The organism is Bacillus sp. T33-2 (genome assembly GCF_002860205.1).
Lineage (GTDB): Bacteria > Bacillota > Bacilli > Bacillales > Cytobacillaceae > T33-2.
Window position 1 is genome coordinate 1 of the sequence record NZ_PGVB01000025.1, and the last position, 20,954, is coordinate 20,954.

General features: G+C 37.3%; 14 protein-coding genes and 3 pseudogenes. 2 read left to right on the top strand and 15 right to left on the bottom strand.

What is annotated here, in order from left to right:
- Positions 1–149: 149 nt before the first annotated feature.
- The 4 genes and pseudogenes from CVD19_RS16540 to CVD19_RS16555 form a co-directional block, all read right to left on the bottom strand.
- On the bottom strand, positions 150–1,220 hold the full coding sequence (locus CVD19_RS16540) for a hypothetical protein (RefSeq protein WP_101583488.1): 1,071 nt from the start codon (positions 1,218–1,220) through the stop codon (positions 150–152).
- A gap of 242 nt (positions 1,221–1,462) precedes the next feature.
- Positions 1,463–3,413, bottom strand: a pseudogene (locus tag CVD19_RS16545) (DNA/RNA helicase domain-containing protein).
- Positions 3,414–3,419: 6 nt separating this feature from the next.
- Positions 3,420–3,719: a nucleotide pyrophosphohydrolase gene (locus CVD19_RS16550; protein ID WP_101583490.1), complete on the bottom strand. Its 300-nt coding sequence runs from the start codon at positions 3,717–3,719 to the stop codon at positions 3,420–3,422.
- A gap of 213 nt (positions 3,720–3,932) precedes the next feature.
- Positions 3,933–5,840 (bottom strand): RNA-directed DNA polymerase, encoded by a 1,908-nt coding sequence (locus CVD19_RS16555; protein WP_101583492.1) that lies wholly within the window; start codon positions 5,838–5,840, stop codon positions 3,933–3,935.
- A 233-nt stretch (positions 5,841–6,073) separates the two neighbouring features.
- Here CVD19_RS16555 and CVD19_RS16560 point away from each other — a divergent pair, with 233 nt between their 5' ends.
- Positions 6,074–7,414, top strand: coding sequence for a reverse transcriptase domain-containing protein (locus CVD19_RS16560; protein WP_101583493.1), 1,341 nt, complete (start codon positions 6,074–6,076; stop codon positions 7,412–7,414).
- Between the two features lie 664 nt (positions 7,415–8,078).
- Here the strand turns inward: CVD19_RS16560 and CVD19_RS16565 are convergent.
- The 10 genes and pseudogenes from CVD19_RS16565 to CVD19_RS25945 form a co-directional block, all read right to left on the bottom strand.
- The gene (locus CVD19_RS16565) at positions 8,079–9,668 is read right to left on the bottom strand and encodes a hypothetical protein (RefSeq protein WP_101583494.1); all 1,590 of its coding nucleotides are present in this window, start codon (positions 9,666–9,668) and stop codon (positions 8,079–8,081) included.
- Positions 9,637–10,236: a hypothetical protein gene (locus CVD19_RS16570; protein ID WP_142383542.1), complete on the bottom strand. Its 600-nt coding sequence runs from the start codon at positions 10,234–10,236 to the stop codon at positions 9,637–9,639. The genes CVD19_RS16565 and CVD19_RS16570 overlap by 32 nt, the downstream gene beginning before the upstream one ends.
- A 112-nt stretch (positions 10,237–10,348) precedes the next feature.
- Positions 10,349–11,008 (bottom strand): nuclease-related domain-containing protein, encoded by a 660-nt coding sequence (locus CVD19_RS16575; RefSeq protein WP_101583496.1) that lies wholly within the window; start codon positions 11,006–11,008, stop codon positions 10,349–10,351.
- Positions 10,950–11,429 (bottom strand): hypothetical protein, encoded by a 480-nt coding sequence (locus CVD19_RS16580; RefSeq protein ID WP_101583497.1) that lies wholly within the window; start codon positions 11,427–11,429, stop codon positions 10,950–10,952. Before CVD19_RS16580 ends, CVD19_RS16575 begins: the two co-directional genes overlap by 59 nt.
- 448 nt (positions 11,430–11,877) lie before the next feature.
- Positions 11,878–12,852: an ornithine cyclodeaminase family protein gene (locus CVD19_RS16585; RefSeq protein WP_101583498.1), complete on the bottom strand. Its 975-nt coding sequence runs from the start codon at positions 12,850–12,852 to the stop codon at positions 11,878–11,880.
- Positions 12,853–12,888: 36 nt separating this feature from the next.
- Positions 12,889–14,049 (bottom strand): annotated as a pseudogene (locus CVD19_RS16590) (MFS transporter); the annotation flags it as partial.
- 184 nt (positions 14,050–14,233) lie between these two features.
- A pseudogene (locus tag CVD19_RS25940) lies at positions 14,234–15,228 on the bottom strand (DUF4003 family protein).
- Between the two features lie 320 nt (positions 15,229–15,548).
- A complete protein-coding gene (locus tag CVD19_RS16605) occupies positions 15,549–15,767 on the bottom strand; it encodes a hypothetical protein (RefSeq protein ID WP_101583501.1) in 219 nt (72 codons plus the stop codon).
- A gap of 303 nt (positions 15,768–16,070) precedes the next feature.
- Positions 16,071–17,324 (bottom strand): MFS transporter, encoded by a 1,254-nt coding sequence (locus tag CVD19_RS16610; RefSeq protein WP_101583502.1) that lies wholly within the window; start codon positions 17,322–17,324, stop codon positions 16,071–16,073.
- A gap of 202 nt (positions 17,325–17,526) precedes the next feature.
- The gene (locus tag CVD19_RS25945) at positions 17,527–17,877 is read right to left on the bottom strand and encodes a transposase (protein ID WP_180953673.1); all 351 of its coding nucleotides are present in this window, start codon (positions 17,875–17,877) and stop codon (positions 17,527–17,529) included.
- A gap of 216 nt (positions 17,878–18,093) precedes the next feature.
- Between CVD19_RS25945 and CVD19_RS16620 the strand changes: the two genes are divergently transcribed.
- Positions 18,094–19,311, top strand: coding sequence for an IS256 family transposase (locus CVD19_RS16620; RefSeq protein WP_101583504.1), 1,218 nt, complete (start codon positions 18,094–18,096; stop codon positions 19,309–19,311).
- A 214-nt stretch (positions 19,312–19,525) separates the two neighbouring features.
- On the opposite strand, the gene CVD19_RS16625 is transcribed toward CVD19_RS16620, so the two are convergent.
- A complete protein-coding gene (locus tag CVD19_RS16625) occupies positions 19,526–20,950 on the bottom strand; it encodes an amidohydrolase family protein (RefSeq protein WP_101583505.1) in 1,425 nt (474 codons plus the stop codon).
- Positions 20,951–20,954: the final 4 nt, after the last annotated feature.

Genomic DNA, 20,954 nt, shown 5'->3' on the forward strand with positions numbered 1-20,954 from the left:
AGTAAAATTTAGAGTCGGGGAAGTCTCAACTTTTTAAGAAAGAGCAATTATGAAATTGATTCACCTATATAATTTATTATATTAATGTTCCTAAAAGAAAACAGCTCATAATCAATTGTTATGAGCGTTAAGTTAAAATTAAGCTGATTCTATTTCCCCTTTGAATCCGGAGTATTTTTTAATATATGATATAACGTGTTAGTAATTTCTCTCATTGGCTCTATAAAGCTTTCATAATCTTTTATATCATTAGGTAATTCACCTTCATGAACCACATAATTACTGGCTCTATAAACTGCTTTTATTTCATTTGCAAAACCTATTGATATTACTTCGTTTTCTATTAGTATATGAATTATTCTTTGAACTGGTAATTTGGTATGTTCATTTTTTAATTTAAAATATAATTTACGTAATATGGTCTCTAGTAAAATTCTCTGCTCGTAAGTTGCTCTGATCTCATCTTTTTTTTCAAAATAATCATCAAATAATATTGGATCGTTTGTTTCGGTATTATCCTTATACTCTTTAATTAAAACATTATTACTACCATGTGATAAAATTTCTTTATTCCTAGTGACTTTATCTTTTCTTAGAATTTCTAATAAAGTCCATACTTTACTATCTAAAATCGGTTTAATTACTAATAGCAAAAATATCGATAATGCTATTATTAATATTGTTATTCCATTGTTAATGTTTAATTTAATTTTAGTAAACTCAGCAAATTGTGTAATTAAAATGTATGTAATTAAAGTAATTATTAGGGATATACGAGTGAATAGTGTAGATGAAATAAGATTTTCTTTAGTAATTTCTCCACTTTTTAAATCATACTCATATGTACTAATTAATTCGTCAATTTGTTTTAATAACTCTAATCTGGTTTCTTTTGTAATGTGCTCGTTTTCATAGACCCTTGCATATACCATTTTTGCAATGTCAACTGCATTAACATTTATATTGCAATTTTTAACTTTCTCAAACCCATTTATAAATGTATCAAAATCAATATGAGCAATTGGTACCCCACTATTAACATGATTTCTTATTACTAAGTTAGTTATTTCATCCTTTAGTCTTAGTATCTCTTTTCTTTGTTCCCTTCTGTGCTTTATTTCTTGATAAGAAAAGAAAATCACAGCTAATATTAAAGACAATATTGTGGCTGTATTAACTATTTCACTTGAGTTTACAATCCCATCTATAAATTTTTTCATTTAACATCTCCATTCTAATACCATCAATTCTTTTACATTATATTACAATGTATAATATAAAAAAACGAATGTTTTTTATTTTTTCAACTAACAAATCATTATAAGCACACCCTTTATTAATTTTATATCATTTGCTATTTTACAAATCGCTGTATAGTTTAAGTTGATTTAGCTTACCTGAAAATATATTCAATATGCGGAATAAAAAAAGGAAGGCTCTTTTCAAATAAGAGCCTTCCTCCTCAATTCTTATATTCCTCTTTCTCCTCCGCCACCCGCGGCATCTCCCTAAAAAACTCATTCTCCGCATATTCCTGCTGAATATCCCTAACCCGCTCGATAAAATAACCCTCTAACTCCTTATCCGTACAATAAACAAAGCAGCCCTTCTGTCCACGGGTCATCAATGTACGATAAGTATTACGGATAATCTGGTCAGCAAGCTTTTCTGCTTCCTCAGGATTTTCCTTCAGCATTTTCTTCAAACCTTTTAAGGAGTTGTCTGTTTTCGCGCGTTTGGAATGGTCGGTTAACACCTCTCCATCCCTGTAAACCAGATCGTCCCCGATGATGGCACCGACGTAATCGAATTCGAGTCCCTGGCAGGTATGAATACAGCCGATTTCATTGACCGAATTTTCATCAATGGCCCATGTCGCGGAGTTATCGAGATTCCAGCTCATGCTGAATTTATGCTCAGGCAGCTCTATGTCATGGATATTCGTGTTCGACTTCCCTTCTTTCAGCCAGTTCCAGCAGTAACCTGCTACCATCCGGGATTTGTTGTTCTTTTTATTCAATCTAGCAATCTCTTCCCGCATTTCATTTGGGTTTGTGAAGATCCGGAAATCATAATTAGTCCCGATATAATTGGAATTCGCCGTTTCGCGAATCTGCAGGACATCGTCAATCCAGCTTAAATAGCCATCAGAACCATTACAGCGGAACTGCGAATCAAGCTTCATCCTAGTCACATTCGCTCCCAATTCCTTCGCGAACTTTTTAATCGCCCCAATACTTCCGATATCCTTGAGAGTAACCCGCTGCCGTTCATCGATAAAAAAGACAGACAGCTTGGATGCATTCATGATTTCTTTTACCTGATTTTCACCAAGGTTGCTAAAAAGGCCAGACTTCTCATTAAGGCGGTGGGCTTCATCGACAATGAGGACATCGAACTCATTCGCAGGTGCATTAATATAGCTGCCTGACCCAACAAACAGATTATCAATATGGCCCTTGCGGAAGTTCTGTTTTAACTTGGTCGCGTAAATATTCCTCGGCGCAGCATTCTTCGTCACATACTGGGCCACCAAACTTCGGTTCGTCGCCTCAACCAGCAGGTTTATAGCTAAAACGGACTTACCGGTCCCTGGTCCTCCTTCAATGACCAACACCTGCTTCGTGTTTGTCCTTAACGATTCTTTGGCAAGGTGCAAAGACGTTTCATAGACGACTTTTTGGTCATCAATCATGACAAACTCCTGATTCCCCTGGAGCATGCTGTTCAGAGAATCCTGCAGCGATTTGGATGGACGAATCCTTCCTTTATCAATCGTATATAAAATTTCTTTATTATCACCGTGCTTAATATATCTTTTGATAAAATTGCGCAGCTTACCAGAATCTCCTTTTATAAAAACTGGCGCTTCCTCGATATAATATTCATAGACTGGGTCAGTCAGCGGATCCTGTTCACCCTGGTTTATGTAATTATGCAGATAAGCACACGGATAAAGTTGAATTTCTTCTTTTTGCGCATTCTCATTATAGTCCTTGATCAAAGCAGCATATGACCAGGCCTGGTAAGACGGATGAGTTGTCTCACGCACACCTCTGTTGATCACCGTTTTAACAATCGCCTCTTTACCCTCAATCTTCTCCACCGTTTCCCACTGCTTCAGCTCAACGATGACAATCGATTGGCGCACATACTGATCCGAGCCGGATATGAGGAAATCCACCCGCTTCGAGGTATGAGGAATCTTAAACTCAATCGCAACACCCGCATCATTAGGAATCTCGCTGTCACTCAACACCCGGTACATATACTGCATCGAGTTGTCCCAAGACCGAACCTCGCTCATTAATCCGCCCAATCTTGCTGTTATAATTGCTGACAATATTATTCACCAGCTCATCATCAAAAACATCCTTCAAAAACTCATCCTTCGTTGCTTCATAAACAATCAACTACCCTCACCCCTTCTGAACGGGATACTTCAGCTCATTCTTCTTCATCTTCTTCAAAACTTCCTCTTCCAGATCAATATCCATCTTGTCAGCTAACTGAACAAGGTAGATTAAGATATCAGCCATTTCTTCTTTGATATTCTGTTCTGATTGGCTTACCGCTTCCTCGCTGGTTTTCCATTGGAAGTTCTCCAGGAGTTCATTGGCCTCCAGAGAAATTGATATGGCTAGGTCTTTTTCATTGTGGTAGGGTTTCCATTTGCGGGCGTCTCGGAAGTTTAGGATTGTTTGGCCGATTTTGTCCATAGGTTGGTCACTCCATTAGTTTACTTTATTTGTAAATATCTGTTTTGATTCTATCATTCTTCTTTATGTTGTGAGATTATCGTTAAGTCCCAAGCAAGGAAAAAGAGCCAATTCCCTAAATAGGACCTGGCCCTCATTAAAGATTATTATAGAGGACGCTAGAACCTTCCCCGTGTCTCACAAGATATGTTAAGTTTGAAGCTTCCCTATTTTCTAGTCATACGCTTGCATATTGCTTGTAGTTTTTTCGACTAACATTTTTATCATCTCTTTTTTGGATGCGTTCCAATTCATAAATGGCTTATCAAAATCTTTTATATACTGAATAAAAACATTGAATAATACGTCTTTATCCCATTTTTCTTTTAAAATTCTATTTTTAATTTTCTCTATTTCTATTTTTGTATTTTTACTTAAAATATTACTCGAATAAAAATCATGAATTACATAAAATTCCTTACTATTAACTAATTCCTTTAATTTATTGCTATCTGTATTTGGAAGGATATACTTTTCATTTAGAAGGTGGATAATCATATTAATTTCACCATTGATAAATCCTCTCACCTTTTTATACCTAAAGGTCCTATTACCTTCACTTAAATAGTAAGTTATACATGATAGTGTAAAATAGTTCGGATTTTTCTTTAATATTTCAATTAATATATTTTCCGGGATTTCTTTTTCGAAGTCCTTTAATATAATAATTAAATTTAAAATTTCCGTGTTTTTATTATTGTGATATTTTATTATTTCTAATGTTTTACTAAAGATTAAATCATGGATAGAATAATCACCTATTTTAACTGCCTCATTAGAAATATAAACAGTCAGCTTCGAATACTTTAGTACATTTTGAGCAGTCAATGAAAATGTTAATACATAATGTGTTAAGTCTATGAATTTAAAAAGCAGATACCGCTTATATTCATTATTTTTCATTACATCAAAGGAAGTTGATATTAAACTTTTCCAGACCTTTTCTAAGGAAGAAAGTATGAATGAAACAATACTATGCTTATCATTTTCAAACTCTATAATTATCGCTCTTATCTCCGATAGGAAAGAATTTGTGGCACGCCTTATACTAGGTTTATCTAGGGATTTTGGTTCTTCAAAGAGACTAAAGTATTCCTTTAATATTTTTTTTAATTTAACTACCCATATATGTTTCTTTAAAAATGGGTTAGTTTCTAAAAATGCTTTTGATTCATTGATTGTAAGTTTATAGTCATTACTTGTTTCAATATAAATCTGTTTAATTAATGAAGCATCTTGGTGGGAATTAGTAAATATAAAAATATCATCAATATATCTTACTATCTCAAAATCTCGTTTATAAACAAGGTTCTCTTTCTGAATTCTTTCATACACAAGCTTATCTATTCTAGTTAATACGATTTCTGCTACTATTCGAGAAAATTCCGGTCCTACAATTATCCCATTGGTTTCCCCATAATTACTGCTACTCATTACCTTATCCAAAGTGGTTGAAAGTCTTTTTCCATTCCTGTTCTTCTTTGCAAATTCTCGACTACCTAAGTAAGCCCAATCAATACTGTGGGTATATATACTATAAAAGCAATTTGAAATATCTAGCTTTTGCAGTAAAGAGTACTTAGTTTCTAGTTTCTTAAACAAATTTGATTTATAGAAGTCTGTTATTTTTTTAAATCTTTTTTTGGAAAAGTAACTATCCATATATTTTTCATATTCATTATTATTGATCTCGTACTCTTCATTAAGAAGAAAATTCATATCTGACTCAATTTTATCTATTGGTTTTTTGCTAATGGAATTTATGTCATAGGGAAATCTAATGGAGAAAATTGTATGCGTATGAAAAAAACTAATTAATTCCTGATCATACTTTTCGATAAACTTTGTAGTTTGTAACTGCGCCAACGGATGCAATAAGCTTAGTAGTCTATTTGAAAAATCATTTTTATAAATATAAAAGTGATAAGGTTGTGTTTCATTTAATATAAGATTGTCAATACTCAATTCATCCCATTTAGGGTTATTATTAATATAATTATATAGTTCTTGGTTCGAATAAATTAGAGGTATTTCATACGGTAACAAATCTAATAACAGAGCAGTTGCTTTTGAAATATTCAATAAAATCTCCTCGGTTTTTGTAGAATTTTTTGGAAATCATGGTATAATTATAGAGCAAAAGCCGGATGCAGTACAGGAAATTCCTATAACTAGTACATTATAGGGGCATTACTGTATTAAGTATTCTTTGGAGTACTCAAAACTAGCTAAACTTAGGAGTTTAAAACTCTGGTAAGCTGGAAAAACACAACTTTAATATGTTATATCCGGCTCTTGCAAAGAAGGTGGATTAAATGAGAACAAATCTAAATAAGGAGTTATTAGAATTCTATTACTTGAAATCTTATAACACCTTAAGTACAGGCTTGGACAAGATTTCAGCTACGAAATTTACTAGAATTAAAGATGAAGAATTTAAGATTATTCTTAAAAAGATTGAAAACGGGAAATACCAATTTACAAGATTAAAACATATAGATTTACCTGATAACAGACGTGTTTATATTCCAACAATTCGAGATAGATTAGTTATAGATTATTTAAAAGATGCCTTAAATAATAAATATAAGATTAAATATAAAAATAGAGATGAAATAATACAGACCTTACAAGCAAAATTAACCATCCAAAAGGATTATTATATTATTCGGTTAGATATTAAAAACTTTTTCTCCTCTATACCACACAATAAATTACTATATAAATTGAAAAAAGGGGCACTTATTCCTCAGAGCGAATATATCTTAATAAAAGAGTTACTGAAACGTTCGCCCTCCGGAATCCCTCAAGGTATGTCTATATCAAATTCTCTATCAGAGATTTATTTAGAGCAATTTGATATGCAAATGAAAAGAATTGATCAACGAATTAATTATTATTGCAGGTATGTGGATGATATACTACTTATTTTCAATGGGGATTTTGGAAAAAAAGAAAAAGAAAATATCAAAAAGAAAATAGAGGAACTGTTAAATTTTTATGGGTTAGAGCATAACTCAGATAAATTTATCGAAACTCCTTCACAAAAAAACAAACCCATACAGTTTGAATATTTAGGATATGACTTTAGCCTTTTAAAAAATAAATTATATACTTCTATTTCTAGTAAAAAAGTAAATAGGTTAAAAAGAAAAATAAATTCATGTTTTGACTTATACATTAAAGATAAAAAAACTAAGAATATAGATAACATTAACTTACTAATAGAAAGACTAAATGTTTTAACTAAAAGTCAATTTTTAATCAAGAAAGAAAAGTATATAAGAATATCCACCTTAAAAGAGTATTACAAACTCCAATTTATAACTTCTGGATTTATTTCGTCATATAAATATGCTGATAAGTCCCAGATTGAAGGTGTTTGTCAAGAGATTGACAGGTTAATCATCAAACGTACAAATTCACTAAAAACAGTAATTACATCTAGAGACTCTAAAAGAATCTTATATAGCATATCAATGTACCGTAATTACAAAGAGAACAAGGTTATCCCAATTTCTAGATTTACAACCAATGAATATAGGAAAAGGATTCAATTTATTAACCCATCAATTAACAATAGATTCTTAAATAGCCTAAATTTCAACCAGTTAGAGAGGCATTATTTTCAACTCCTTAACATTGACAAAATGTAAATTTTAAATTTTAATAACTAAATTTTAGATACGGCATACAAGTATCCCTATAAAAAGAAGATCCTTCCTGCCAAAGTACAAGGAAGGTCTTCTTTTCTTCGGTTTAATTAGCTGTGTTATCTCACTAAACCATCCCCTACCATTACATACTTTCCTGTAGTCAGGCAATCCCAAATGCCCTCTAGCATGTAGCTTCTGAGTAGACATCCTAATCTCAGCATAACAACCCAATTTATGATATATTGCGGTTACAACTACAAGCTGCATGGATTCCTGGCGTGGTCTTTGTTCACAGTAATATTGGCTTCTGAGTGTTTTGTGCCGTACTGGTCGATGTGCTCGATGGCTGCATCGATGTGTATACCACCTTGACTGCGGTGTCGAGGCTCAGGTATTCGTCGGCCCAGTCGGTTTCGGTTGCTGGCACTACGTTTGGCAGTGCAACGGCTGCTGCTTGGTCTCCATGTACGGTGATGTCTTTTTCATGGAATGCAGCCGCTAGCTGGTCTTTCTTTTTCTCAAGCCAATCTCATGAACGATGAGTGTTTCGGCTGAAGATAGACACGGGGACGGTTCTCGTGTCTCATTCAGGAACCGCAATAGTCTTACTTGAGTCAATGACGCACAATGGAAAAAGATGTGGTATAAAGCCGCTGTCCCAGCGTTATGAAACGATAGCACTTAGTTCATTGACAAAATGTCTGTCTCTAAGAATTGATATTATTGCAAGGAGTTCCCACCACATATCATTTTTCAAACAAAAAGTTTCTTCGGCTTCCTCTTCTACCCCATCCCGCCAAGCTCTTTCAGAAGACAAGGAATCTTTAAACCTGATAACAGGTGTATATACTGAAGCTCCATTAAGCATATATTTATCTACTGTATCTTTTGTCACTATATTACACGGCAAAATTTCAACAGCTAATATATCATTCAGAATGTCTTCATATAAATCGTTCAACCCTAATATGGCAGTAAGGTCGATTAATACCGTCCCAAGGTAGGATTCCCGCCTTGCAGGAAGTTTGATAAAATCATAGGCATAACCTAACAAAGTGTTTATCTCATCCTCCTCAGCTGCATACGAGGATGCTAAGCCCAATTCAGAAATTTCATACCTATTGCAAAGCCAAATAGCCGTCCTACTAATTAGAGACCTGATAACTTCGTTGCGATCAAATTCATGAAGCAAGATGACCGCCGGAATCATGGAAACGGCAAATCTATCAGATATAGGTGAAAAGAAACCAGAATTCTTCTCTAATAAGGTAGCCAACAGGTTTCCTATTTCCTTAGCTTTCTCCATTTCATTTCTTCTCAGTTTCAATAAACCCGCTAATCCTAAAATCTCCATAGACTGGGAGCAAATCACTGGATAAGCAACAAAAACATGAACACCGCCTATGTGACGATTGAAAATAGACTCATCTTCTTCCTTATATTTCATTAAAGTTTCGATAAGATTCTCTGAGCAGCAAAGAAAATGATCATGAATTAAGTGAAAAACTTCATGGATCCACCTTGGAAGTCCCTCATTTTTTTCATGCAAAGCATGGACTATCGCTCTTATTGGAAACAGGCTAACATAACATGCCAATAAAGTTCTTCCGGTATTTTTTAATTCATAAGCAAAAATAGCTGATTCGAGCACCGCACCAAAGTAGGATCTTTTAGTACCATTCCGGCATTTTTCAAACCAAATCCTTGAGTATTGCTCGATTTCTTTAAAGGTTCCTTTTCCTTGCTTCATATTCACAACCATGGACAAGAATTCAGGATTTTCCTCAATCAGACCATAAGGGTTAGCACCTTCCTTCAACATCATACCTAAAAGGTAATCAACATCCCATACTTGAAATCCCATGTTTCCATGTTCTAAGCACCATTTTTTATATGTCTGTGCTGAAGCACTCGCACCACCTACAAGTCTTCCGGTAGTGACTAACACTACTCGTCTTTCAATTTCAGTATTAAATGAAGGATGCGCTATGGGATTCATTCTTGCTTCTTCCAGTTGCCATCTTACTTGTCCAAAGTCTGCTAAACCGATATTTCCTCCCTTCGATTGGAATACATATTGAATAATCTTATCTCCTTCTTGCTTTTTAGCTATGAAATCTTTTCCAAACTCAAATGCTCCGTGAAGGAAATGAATATCGAAAAATTCATTTTTTAGGAGAATGCATAACAGCGGTATATCAAAATCTCTTTCCCGTAATGTTTCAACGTAACCGGCGAGTACGTTTCTTAGCAAAGAAATCAGCTCTTTTCTTAGACAATATTATTTCTCTTCTTTTCAATTGTTCCTCTGTTGGCTTAATGTTCAAAATCTGATCTTTATTGGCTGGATTGATATAGAGAGTAGGCATAATAGGACTGCCATCTTCATTAAATCTGATATCCATTTTTTCCAAACCGTCCAACAAAGTGTCAAAGGTAAATGGCTGTCCTTCACCAGAGACTACCTGACCACTTGCTTCACAGACATCCAAAATGGAATTAAAAAGCTGTGGCATCAGAGATTGAATACCTGAATCGGAAGCATCTTCAACGGTTTCCATAAATGTTTCAACATCTGTATTCATGACCACCTGATTATGCAAAACAAAGTTCATCTCTACTTCCATTGGTTCCTTTTCAATTAGGATATCATCGGCTGTAGTCCTGATACGTGCTGGTCCTTCAAGTGAAGATTTATTTGATCCTGAATATAAGACATTCTTTAAATCCATGAATTGATTTACCGCATGCGAAAAGAAGTTAAAGTAAGCTGTTTGATATTCTGGTAACTCAGAGATTAATCTACGTTTTTCATTCTCCATCTTTATCACCAAATCCCCTAATATTGGTATGAATATAATACGAAATTTAAAATAATTAACTATCCCCTCTTTCGATTAGAAGAAGTATCTTTCAGTCTTTTTGAATCCTATATCAACCAGGTACCGTTTCCACCTCTATGTCTTCTTCGATAATTTTATTGACTATAGTAGAAACTTGCTTTTCTGTAAAGTGCTCTTTTCTATGGCTAAGGACACAATTAAGTAAATCAGGTAAATACAATACCATTTCTTTGTGTTGCCCCTTTATATTTAATTTAGCATTTCCTGTAAAAACAATTATTGAATAAATACCTGAATAAAAATCCAAATTCCCATCTGGCAACTTATTAATAAAATATGATTCATCAACAACTACCAAAACTTTTGCCTTAATCGCATATAAGTGGGTTGAATTTTGTATTATAGGATTAAAAAGCTTATGAACAGATGACTTATAGATTACATCCCAGTACTCATTATAAACGTGTCCTTCAATAATTCCAGAGTAATTCTTAGTTTCAATAACAAATAGTCCATATTTCGAAATTACTAAGTGGTCAATTTGTGTTGGTTTATAATCTTGATTGGATACAATTAGATTTAAATTTAATAAAACGTTGTAGTCATCAATTTGTTCTATTTTTAGTAATTCATTATGAACCATTAGCTCGCCCTTGTTGCCTTTATTAATGGCCCGCTTGGTTCTTTTGTCCTTATAATAAAAGATTCCATCTTCTATAAAAGGATTTTCGGAAATGCTTAACCGAATCATCCTTGGTATTGTTGATTTTCTTGTTTAGGACTTTATCTATTGTTTCACTGAAGTTTTTTACTTCTATGATTTTGTCATATGCTTCATTATCTAATTTATATGAAGGTTCAGGATACCTGTCTAAATTTGTATCCACATTTGATGTAACATTCGGAGAAGCTCCAGTTTGTTCATTTCTAAGATTTACAGTTAGTAAGATAATAAAAAAAATAAATACTAATATTATTATTGAGTATAAGGGATTTTTTTTAAATAAATAATAGGACAAGATTTCAAGTAAAGTCCCTCCACCACCTTCTATAAAACCTGCATAATATCCCTTCTTGTATATTATCTGTTCTTCTTCATTCAAGCCTCTTTTAAAATCGTCATAAATATAGTCTTCATAGGCAGCCTCATATCCTTCAAGATAGCCGTCCATGTATATCTCCTCTTGCATAGGCAGTAAAAGTACTTAGAGAGAACAAAGATAAAAATGTTATAAAAATCAATAAGAATTTTTTCAGCATTTCAGCTTCTCCATTTATAGTTTATATATTTAAATCTTACCAATTTTCAAGCAGCTTATATAGTAAATAATAGGAGATTTTCTAGTTTAACTGATGTGGTGCTATCCATGAAATGAATTAGTCTCATGCGGAAGATAAACAGCTATGGACCTATGTCCTAAGAGGGGTCAGAATAAAAGTAGTAAAGGATGAATCCTAGAGGGGCACAGATACGTGGAGTGGTGGTTTTTTATTCTTCTTTTAAAGGATTAGTGTGGTTGGCTATCAGGAATATTAAGAAATACTTGAAAAAATATTCAATGATTGAAGCAGTAACGAATACAGGGACATGAGATCCATCCCCATGTCCCACCTTAGACCCTACAAAAGAATCTCTTCCCCTTCATCCATCTCCTTCGCCTTCTCAAAAACCCCCTTCGCCACAGCCAAATCAAAATGAGCAGCCCCAACTGACTTAAATATCGTAATATCCTCAACTCCCCGCTCGACCGGATTCACATGAAGTTCCGCTAATGTACCAGATAGCTGATCAAATGACCATATCCCTCGTTGCACGGCATCAATGAATTCTCCGGCTTCCGATTTAAATCCCTCATAATCATCCGCATAGATCAATGCTGCTTTTTCAATCGCAACTAACGGGATTTCTCGCATTTCGGGTAAGTAACTGCCTACCCCGATGATATGGGTTCCTGCTTTTACATAATCAGCATCGAACACTTCTTCGGTTGACCGGGTTGCACAGCAAATGACATCAGACTGGGCGACGGCTTCGTTCCGGTCGACACCGGTATGTATCTTAGCGGCAATACCCGCCTCTTTGAGCTTTTCGCTGAATGTGTATGTCTTTTCGATGGAACGGTTGATTAAATAAATGTCTTGAATCGGCAGCACATTCACTATTCCTAATACTTGCTCGAACGCCATTCCGCCTGTACCAATGACGGTCAACACTTGGCTGTCGGGCCTGGCGAGATGGCGGGCTGAAATGGCACTTAATGCCCCGGTTCTCAATCGGGTCAAATACGAAGCGGACAGTAAGCTGATATGTCTTCCTGTTTCGAGTTCTGTGAGTAAAATGGCTCCTTGTGTGGTCGGAAGGTCAGCTGAGCTGTTATCAGGAAAAATCGAGACAATTTTGGTCGCTGCCATGGACGTTCCATCCGAACTTGGCATATAGAGAACCGATCCGTTGCGTTCCGGGACATTCAGTACCGTACGATGAGGATTATCAACACGGCCTTCATGAATGGCCACCAACATGTTTTCGACATCGCGAATGGCATCTTCGATTTTATAAATAGATTGGATCAGTTGTTCGTTCAGTATAAGCATATAGAATCTCTCCTTTTAAGTAAAAACTCGGCCAAATTATTTGGCCGAGCTAATTTTACCAGTGATCACAGTTGGTTCAACGCGGCTTTTCACTGCCCAGATGGCAATCAATGACACCAGAGCAGTAAACATGATGTAGAGTGCAACTGGGACGTAGGAATTATCGAATGATGCAAGCAGCGCAGTGGCAACGAGAGGTGCTGTACCACCAGCGACTGCGGCACCAATTTGATAACCTAGTGAGACCCCAGTATAACGAACCTTGGCATCAAAGATTTCGGAGAACATGGTTCCAAGTACTGCCGTAATCGGAGCCCAAATAATCCCCAGGCCGATAATCGTCGCCAAAACCAACATTAGTACACTGCCTTGATGAATCATCCAGAAATAAGGGAAAGCGAAAGCCATCATCGCCAATGTACCGGCGATATACATTTTCTTACGGCCAACGCGGTCTGATAAACTTCCCATGATTGGGATAAGGATCGTCGTAATGGCGGTTGAAACCATTACGGAACCTAACACAGCAGAGCGGCTGAATCCTAGAGTGCTTGTCGCATATGAAACTATGAACGTACTGAAAATATAGAATGGAGCTGTCTCCACCACTTTCGCACCGATGGTGATCAGCACTTCCTTCCAGTAATAGCGAAGTGTATCGACGATTGGCAGCTTTGGAGAATTTCACCTTTTTGCTGAACTTCCTTGAATCAGGAGTCTCATCGATTCCTTTTCGAATCCATAAACCAAAGACCACGAGCAATGCACTGAAGATGAATGGCACGCGCCAGCCCCATGACATGAATTGCTGCTCAGGCAATAAGCTCATGAGCCAAAGAGCAAGTGTACCCATCACCATTTCGATCGTCACACCCATCTGTGGAATTGAACCGAAGAATCCTCTGCGTTCTACTGGAGCATACTCAGTTGCAAGCAACAGCGCTCCTCCCCATTCCCCTCCGATTCCAAGTCCCTGGATGAGACGAAGTGTGATCAAAATGATCGGTGCAGCTATGCCAATTGCTTGATATGTAGGCAGAATCCCCGAGCAAATGTTGCAGCACCCATTAAGCTCAGTGTTAAAACGAGTGTCTTTTTCCGGCCGATTCGATCCCCGATATGATTAAAAATAATTCCTCCAAATGGCCGGATAAAAAACGAAAGTTCAAACGGTGCATACACTAATAGCAATCCTACGTACAGACCAAACCATCCGATTCTTAGTTGTCTCTTCCAGGTAAGAAACACAGGGACGATTCTTATGTTTCGTTAAGGATCCGAAAACAGAGGGACTGTTCCGCTGTCTCACAAAATCCATCTATCTTTATTATTGTATGACGCTGGAACCTACCCTCGCCCCTGGACAGCCTCTTTAAATATTCTATTCTCCTCCACTTGAAGAAGCTGCCACAGCGGCAGTTGATATGGCTGCCATAGAAGCTGCTTGCTGAGCCTGTATCAATGTTTCGATTGTGGTAGAAAGATTTGTCTGAAGCAGGGAAGAATCTTCGATTTTGTCACTGACTACGAAAGTAACGGCCATCATGAAATTGATGTCTTTTTTCCATTTGAATGGCTTCTCTGCGTTCAATTGCTCCCATATTTCTTTTATTTCCGTAAGGTTGTCGATTCCTTTTTCAATGAAGGTGAGCAAAGCCATTTGGGGATAGAACATGGATTTCGGTTTGATTCGTTCTTTTTTCATTCGGTCAAATATTTCTGTGGATTTCGCAACCAACTCATCTGAAGAGCTGTTTTCATGCAACGAAAGAATATGGCTCGTGCTTTGCAGATCATTTCCTTTCCGAAACCCATTTTGTGAAAGCTTGCTGTATAGGTCTTCAATATGGAAAATCAGTTCATCAGTCTGTCGGTCGTTTTGTGCCAGCATGACCGCAAGCGATAATCGCTGTGACCTGTCAAAAACAAATGCTCCTCCCTCATCTTCTTGTAGATGCTTCTTGCCCGTTTAGAAAGGGATCCAAGGTCTTTTGCATCTGTTGTGATCAGCAGCATTGCGGCAATATAGGTGAAAATATTTTTGCTGAATCCCCCTGAGACCAGCTCATCGTATGCAGCAATAAAGACCGGAAACATCTCCTTGGGATTTTCAAATCTGGTATCCAGCAAGGCTGCAAAGGTAAATCGGGACTGAGACCGTAAAGGCGAAAACAAGCCGGATTGATTTTTAATATATTCCGCAACGTCATTGAATCTTTCAATATCAAAGCTGCGATTGTTTGAAATATACAAAGATGCCACCATCATCAATACTGATTGATCGGAAACCTTCCAGCGAAACCTTTCTCTTAGCTCGGAATAGATTTGTGTATATCTTTCCATATTATTCTTAGGTTTTTCCATATGGACCTCCATTGAATAATTATTTACCTTTCATACGATTGAGGTTTAAAAAAGTTCTGTATGCAATATTTTTTGCCTTACATTCATTTTGAAGGAACAGCAAAATTATATTGGCCTGTAATTTGAAAATATGGATTCAGGAATGAGAAGTATTAGAGATAGGCCCTCCAATTAGTGATGGCTATACACCATTGTTTTGCAATTTAACGATCTGTCACGTTAATTTCGTAGATATATGGTCTTGTTTGTAAGAATGGAAAAATTCAATTTGGCGGTTCTCGTGTCCGAAGATTTCATTTCTAAAAATATGAAAAAAGCATCCCGAAGGATACCTAATCATAAACTCTAAGTGGTTCAACGTTGACTTTTAATACTATGGCTGCAGGATCATGAACCATATTTATTTTGTCTACCATATATTCCTTCTTGTATATCGTTACAGTATTACTGGCCCTCAAAGCTGCAATATATTGCTCCCAATGCTTTACATAGGAGCTTAGAAGACATTTGTCTTTTAGATAATAATCTACTCTGTTTGAAACGTGCTTCAACTCTACACCCCCTTTTGATAGAGTTTATGAAAAATATTATCTAATAATGACAAGCTGTTTATCGTTTCCTCAGCAACAAAAAAGGAAGCACGAGAACTAAAATTATAAGACAAAGGGACGGTTCCGCTGTCTCACAAAATAACATATTTTTATGATTTATGAGACACTGGAACCGTCCCCGCGTTTCGACTAATTGGTTATATAGTTTTATTGAATTTCAACTAAATATTGCTTAAGGTTATTTCTTCAAAAATAAAAAAGAGCTGCAAAAAACAGCTCTTCTCTCAGGAATTGAATATGCAACTAAACGGTCCCTGCTTCCTTCACCGCAGGTTCTCCCGCTGCAGTCAGAACTTTATCCCGGCTTAATAATATAGCCAGTATTAAGTTCAAGACTCCAGTCCCGATTAGTAGCCATTCGATGTCGATGAAATCTGCGATTGGACCGAAGAGCAGCATTCCAAGAGGCATCATTGAGGTGGAGATCATCCCCATTACACCAAAAACCCTGCCCAAATAATTTTCTTCGATTTTCTCCTGCAATAAGACCGTGGTCGGTGTATTAAAAATCGGCATGGCAACTCCGAACAACGCCATGAAACCTAAGTAGATCCAGAAGTTCGGAACGATTCCGAGCGCAAGCGTACAGATTCCCATTACCAGGCTAGCGAGTGTCATTGTGGTTATTTTATTTCTAAAGCCTCCCCAGGAAGCGATGATTCCTCCGCCTGCCATCATGCCAATTGAAAAAGCAATTTCGATAGCTGTCAGCTCCCACACATCGCCGCCAAAGCTGCGTGTCACTTGCAATGGCGTTAAAAACGCAGCTGGTGCCATCAGTACCAGGAAGACTGCAAAGAATAGAAAGAATCGCTTCAGAAACCCCTGGCTGTTGACATATATTAAGCCTTCTTTAAAATCGTTGAAGTAGCTCGTTGTTTGTTGTTGTGCTGCCTTCTCATGCACTGAGATTTTCAAAAATGCTAACAGAGTTATAATCGCAATTGCCGCCGTAATGACATCGATGAAAAAGATAATTTCAATGGATGCCATTGCTAATAATGCTGCGCTGACCATTGGAGATACAAACATGATGACAGCTTGGATCGTCCCATTTGCCCCATTCACCTTCGTGAGCTGATCCTTCGGGACAATCTGCGGTAAAATCGCACCGACAGCCGGCGTTTGAATGCCCGTTCCAAGAGCACGAATCGCTGCCATGGCGAAGAGCAGCCAAGTCGAGTCATATCCCATTAAAAAGAGAATCGCCAGGATTAAGGTAGCAAAGGCAATGAGGCCATCTGCTAAAATAATCAGCAGTTTACGATTGTAGCGGTCCGCCCACACCCCTGCCACTGGTGACAATAGAAAGGTTGGGATAAAACCGCAAATGATATACAGTGTCATCATCATCCCAGATTCCGTCTCTAACGTGATATACCACATAATCGCATATTGAACCAGGGAAGACCCGAATAGGGAAATCGTCTGGCTGCTCAAAAAGAGGATAATATTTTTTAACCAATTCTCCTTGAGGTTCTCATTTACAGTATTCATGGACTAACCACTCTTTTCTTTTAGTTTTTTATATGCTCCCCCTGCGTTCCTATGCATATTGCCGATCTATTTTTAAAGACAGAAAAAAGAGGGGCAGACTGGGGCTGTTGACAATGTGGGAAAGGATCTAAATTCCTTTCCCATTTTGTTTTTTTTCTATTTTTTAAGTATTTTTATATCCCTATTTCACCCTTTTTTGAAGCTAATTCAATGCCTTTACCATCCGTTTTAAGTTTAATGCCAACGCCGAAAAGAGACATTGTTCAAGAATTTTTTCAATGCCCCTCTTATTAGTTTTAAGTAAGTTGAGTTTCGTCTTCATGGTTCCGAAGGAACCTTCACACCAAACTCTTCTTAACTTTTGAATCCGTTTATATTCATCTGTTTTTGATCTTATTTTGTTTGCTTCTAATAATTCATGCGCAATTGGTCGTTCAATAGTTCTTTTACTTGCTGTTTTTCCAAAGCATTGCTCTCTAAATGGACAGACTTTACAGTCTTTTGCTTTCGCAGAATATACTTTGTAATACTGTTGTTCATCGGTTCGTCTCAAATGGGTAAAAGAAAGTTTTTGTTGATTTTGACAAGTGTATGTATCGTTTTCATCATCATAAATAAAATCTCGATAAGAAGTAGAATTATGAGCCGTGTTGGATTGAGTTGGACTAATATACCCCGTAATTTCCAGGGTTTTTAACCCATGATGAATTGGAGGATGTAAGAAATTTTGTGCAAATGGTTAAACTCACCATTAAGGAGATGATCATTTATGCAAAACGAAACAAACTGGTTGGCTAAAGAATTAGCGAAAGATTGCCGGACTGTGGAAGACATTCAGGAAAAGTTGAAGGATCTGTTCAAAAATACCATCCAACATGTGTTTGAAGCGGAAATTGACAATCATCTGGGCTACAAAAAACATGATAACGAAGGGGACCATTCCGGGAATAGCCGAAATGGATATAGCCAAAAAACGGTTAAAACCAAGTTTGGAAATGCAGAGCTAAAGGTGCCGAGAGACAGAAAAGGCGAATTTGAACCACAGATCATCAAGAAATATGAAACCACATCCAATGGGTTGGAAGACCAAATTATTGGCCTCTATGCAAAAGGCATGTCTACCAGGGACATTGAAGACCACATTCAGGACCTCTATGGAATAGAAGTATCGCCTGCGATGGTCAGTAAGGTAACCGATAAAATCATGCCCCTAATTGTGGAATGGCAATCACGTCCATTGGATCGGGTCTATCCGATCGTCTTTTTGGATGCCATCCACTTCAAAGTACGGAAAGAAAATCGGATTGTAAGCAAGGCTGCCTACAGTGTTTTAGGGATCAATATATCCGGTCACAAAGAGATTTTGGGCATTTGGATTGGAGAAAATGAGAGTGCGAGTTTCTGGCTGGGAGTCTGTAACGATCTTAAAAACAGAGGGGTGCAGGATATTCTGATTGCCTGTAAGGACGGACTTTCTGGCTTCTCTGAGGCGATTAGTACGGTCTTTCCACAGACTGATATCCAGTTATGTATCATTCACCAAATCCGTAATTCCATGAAGTATGTTTCGTATAAGGAACAAAAAGGCATTATGGCAGACTTGAAGAAAATCTATCAGGCCCTCACTCTGGAAGAGGCTGAAATGGAGTTCTCCAACTTCAAGGAGAAATGGGGCAAAAAGCACCCAATCATCATCAAATCATGGGAAACAAACTGGCTGGAACTGACCGCCTACTTTAGTTACCCTGCCGAAATCAGAAGACTCATTTATACCACAAATACGATTGAAGGCTATCACCGTCAGCTGAGGAAAGTCACCAAGACAAAGACAGCCTATCCAACGGATGATTCACTCAGGAAGATTATTTATTTGGCTACTATGGAAATCTCCAAGAAGTGGACTATGCCTGTAAGGGGATGGAAAGAATGTATATCACAACTGGCCATTTATTATGGGGAACGATTGGAAGCTGAGCTTTCCGCTTGACCGAAGTGTGGTGCCGGCTTGACATGGAGCCTCTGCGGGCATGATTTCCGGCGATTGGACGATACCTTCCAAAAGAAAGGCATCGCCCAGCTCAGAGCCTATCATGCCCGCCACTCCATATAAAGCCTTTACATATAATGAAGTGAAACCCCATTTACACAAAAAGATTTATACTCCCCATTGCGGGGAGTGACAGGCACTTTTTTAGAAGGATTTACAACAAACCATTTCTTACCATTGATAAAATATCACTTTCTGACTGAAGAATATCCTTTTCAGCTCTATCTGCAATAAGCTCTGCTGCAAGTTGAGCTTCTTGAATTGCCTCTACCTCATCGATGGTGAGAATTTTTCTATCTTCCATTATAACTTGACCATCAATAATTGATGTTTCAACCTCATGCCCCCGTGCAGAGTACACAAGATTTGGTACAATATTTCGAATCGGTTTTGTATAAACCGGAAAGAACGATGGATCCTGCAAATTATAGATAACCATATCTGCTTTTTTTCCTTTGCGAATGGAACCTACCATATGATCAATTCCCATTACCTTTGCAGCTTCAATCGTTGCCATTCTTAAAGCCAAGGTAGCATTAAACACTCTTGGATCTGACATCTTTACCTTGTTTAGAATAGCTGCTGTTTTCATTTCATTGATCATATTGTTGCAGTTATTACCCGGTGCTTGGTCCGAGCCTAGGCATGCAGTACCACCTGATTCAAGGAAATGATACACGGGTGGAACGAGACCATCGATGATTCCAATACTTCCAGGACAATAAATCATACTGGCACCGCTCCTGGCTACTCTTGCAGTTTCTTCGTTTGTTGCTTCTGTCAAGTGAACGGCTATTAATCTGTCATTTAAAATACCATTTTCATCCAGGAAGTCGATTGATCTTTTTCCATAGCGTTTATTCATTTGGAAGACTTCCCTGTCACCTTGGGCGACATGCATATGAAGTTTGGTGTTGAATTTCTCGCCATATCCCTTTATTTCATTGAGAAGTTCCAGACTCATCATATCGGGGCCATGAGGGCCCATAATGACTGTAATCCTGCCATTCTCACTCTCGTGATGGGTTTCATATAACTCTACGTTTCTCTTAAGTTTTGTATTTCCGATTGAAGAATCAAAAGGATATAACTCTTCAACAGGCAAGTCCCCTACATTTTCGGGAATTTCGTTTACAAGCTCTGCCAGACGGGCCCTGGCTCCAATTTTTTTGTAATTCTCGACAATTAAATCCATCCTTCCGTCATAATCGCAAAAGGTTGTTGTTCCCGATTTAATGCCCTCAATAATATTAACCATGGACCCTTTCACGCTTTCTTCCGGCTTCATATGCTTCATGAACGGCCATAGACCTTTTTGCATCCAATTTGACATATCCTGGGCTACTCCTCGGAAAATGGCAATTCCCGTATGGATATGGGCATCAATGAAACCCGGCACAACTAATTTATTCCTTGCGTCGATTTCTCGTTCGGCTTTGTAGCTGCTCTGTATTGCTGCACTGCCGACATCTTGTATGATATTTCCTTTAATGGCAACGGAACCGTTTTCAATAAAACCAACACCGTTCCCTTCCATCGTGAGTATATGTGCATTTTGTATAAGAAGATCTACTTTCAATCCT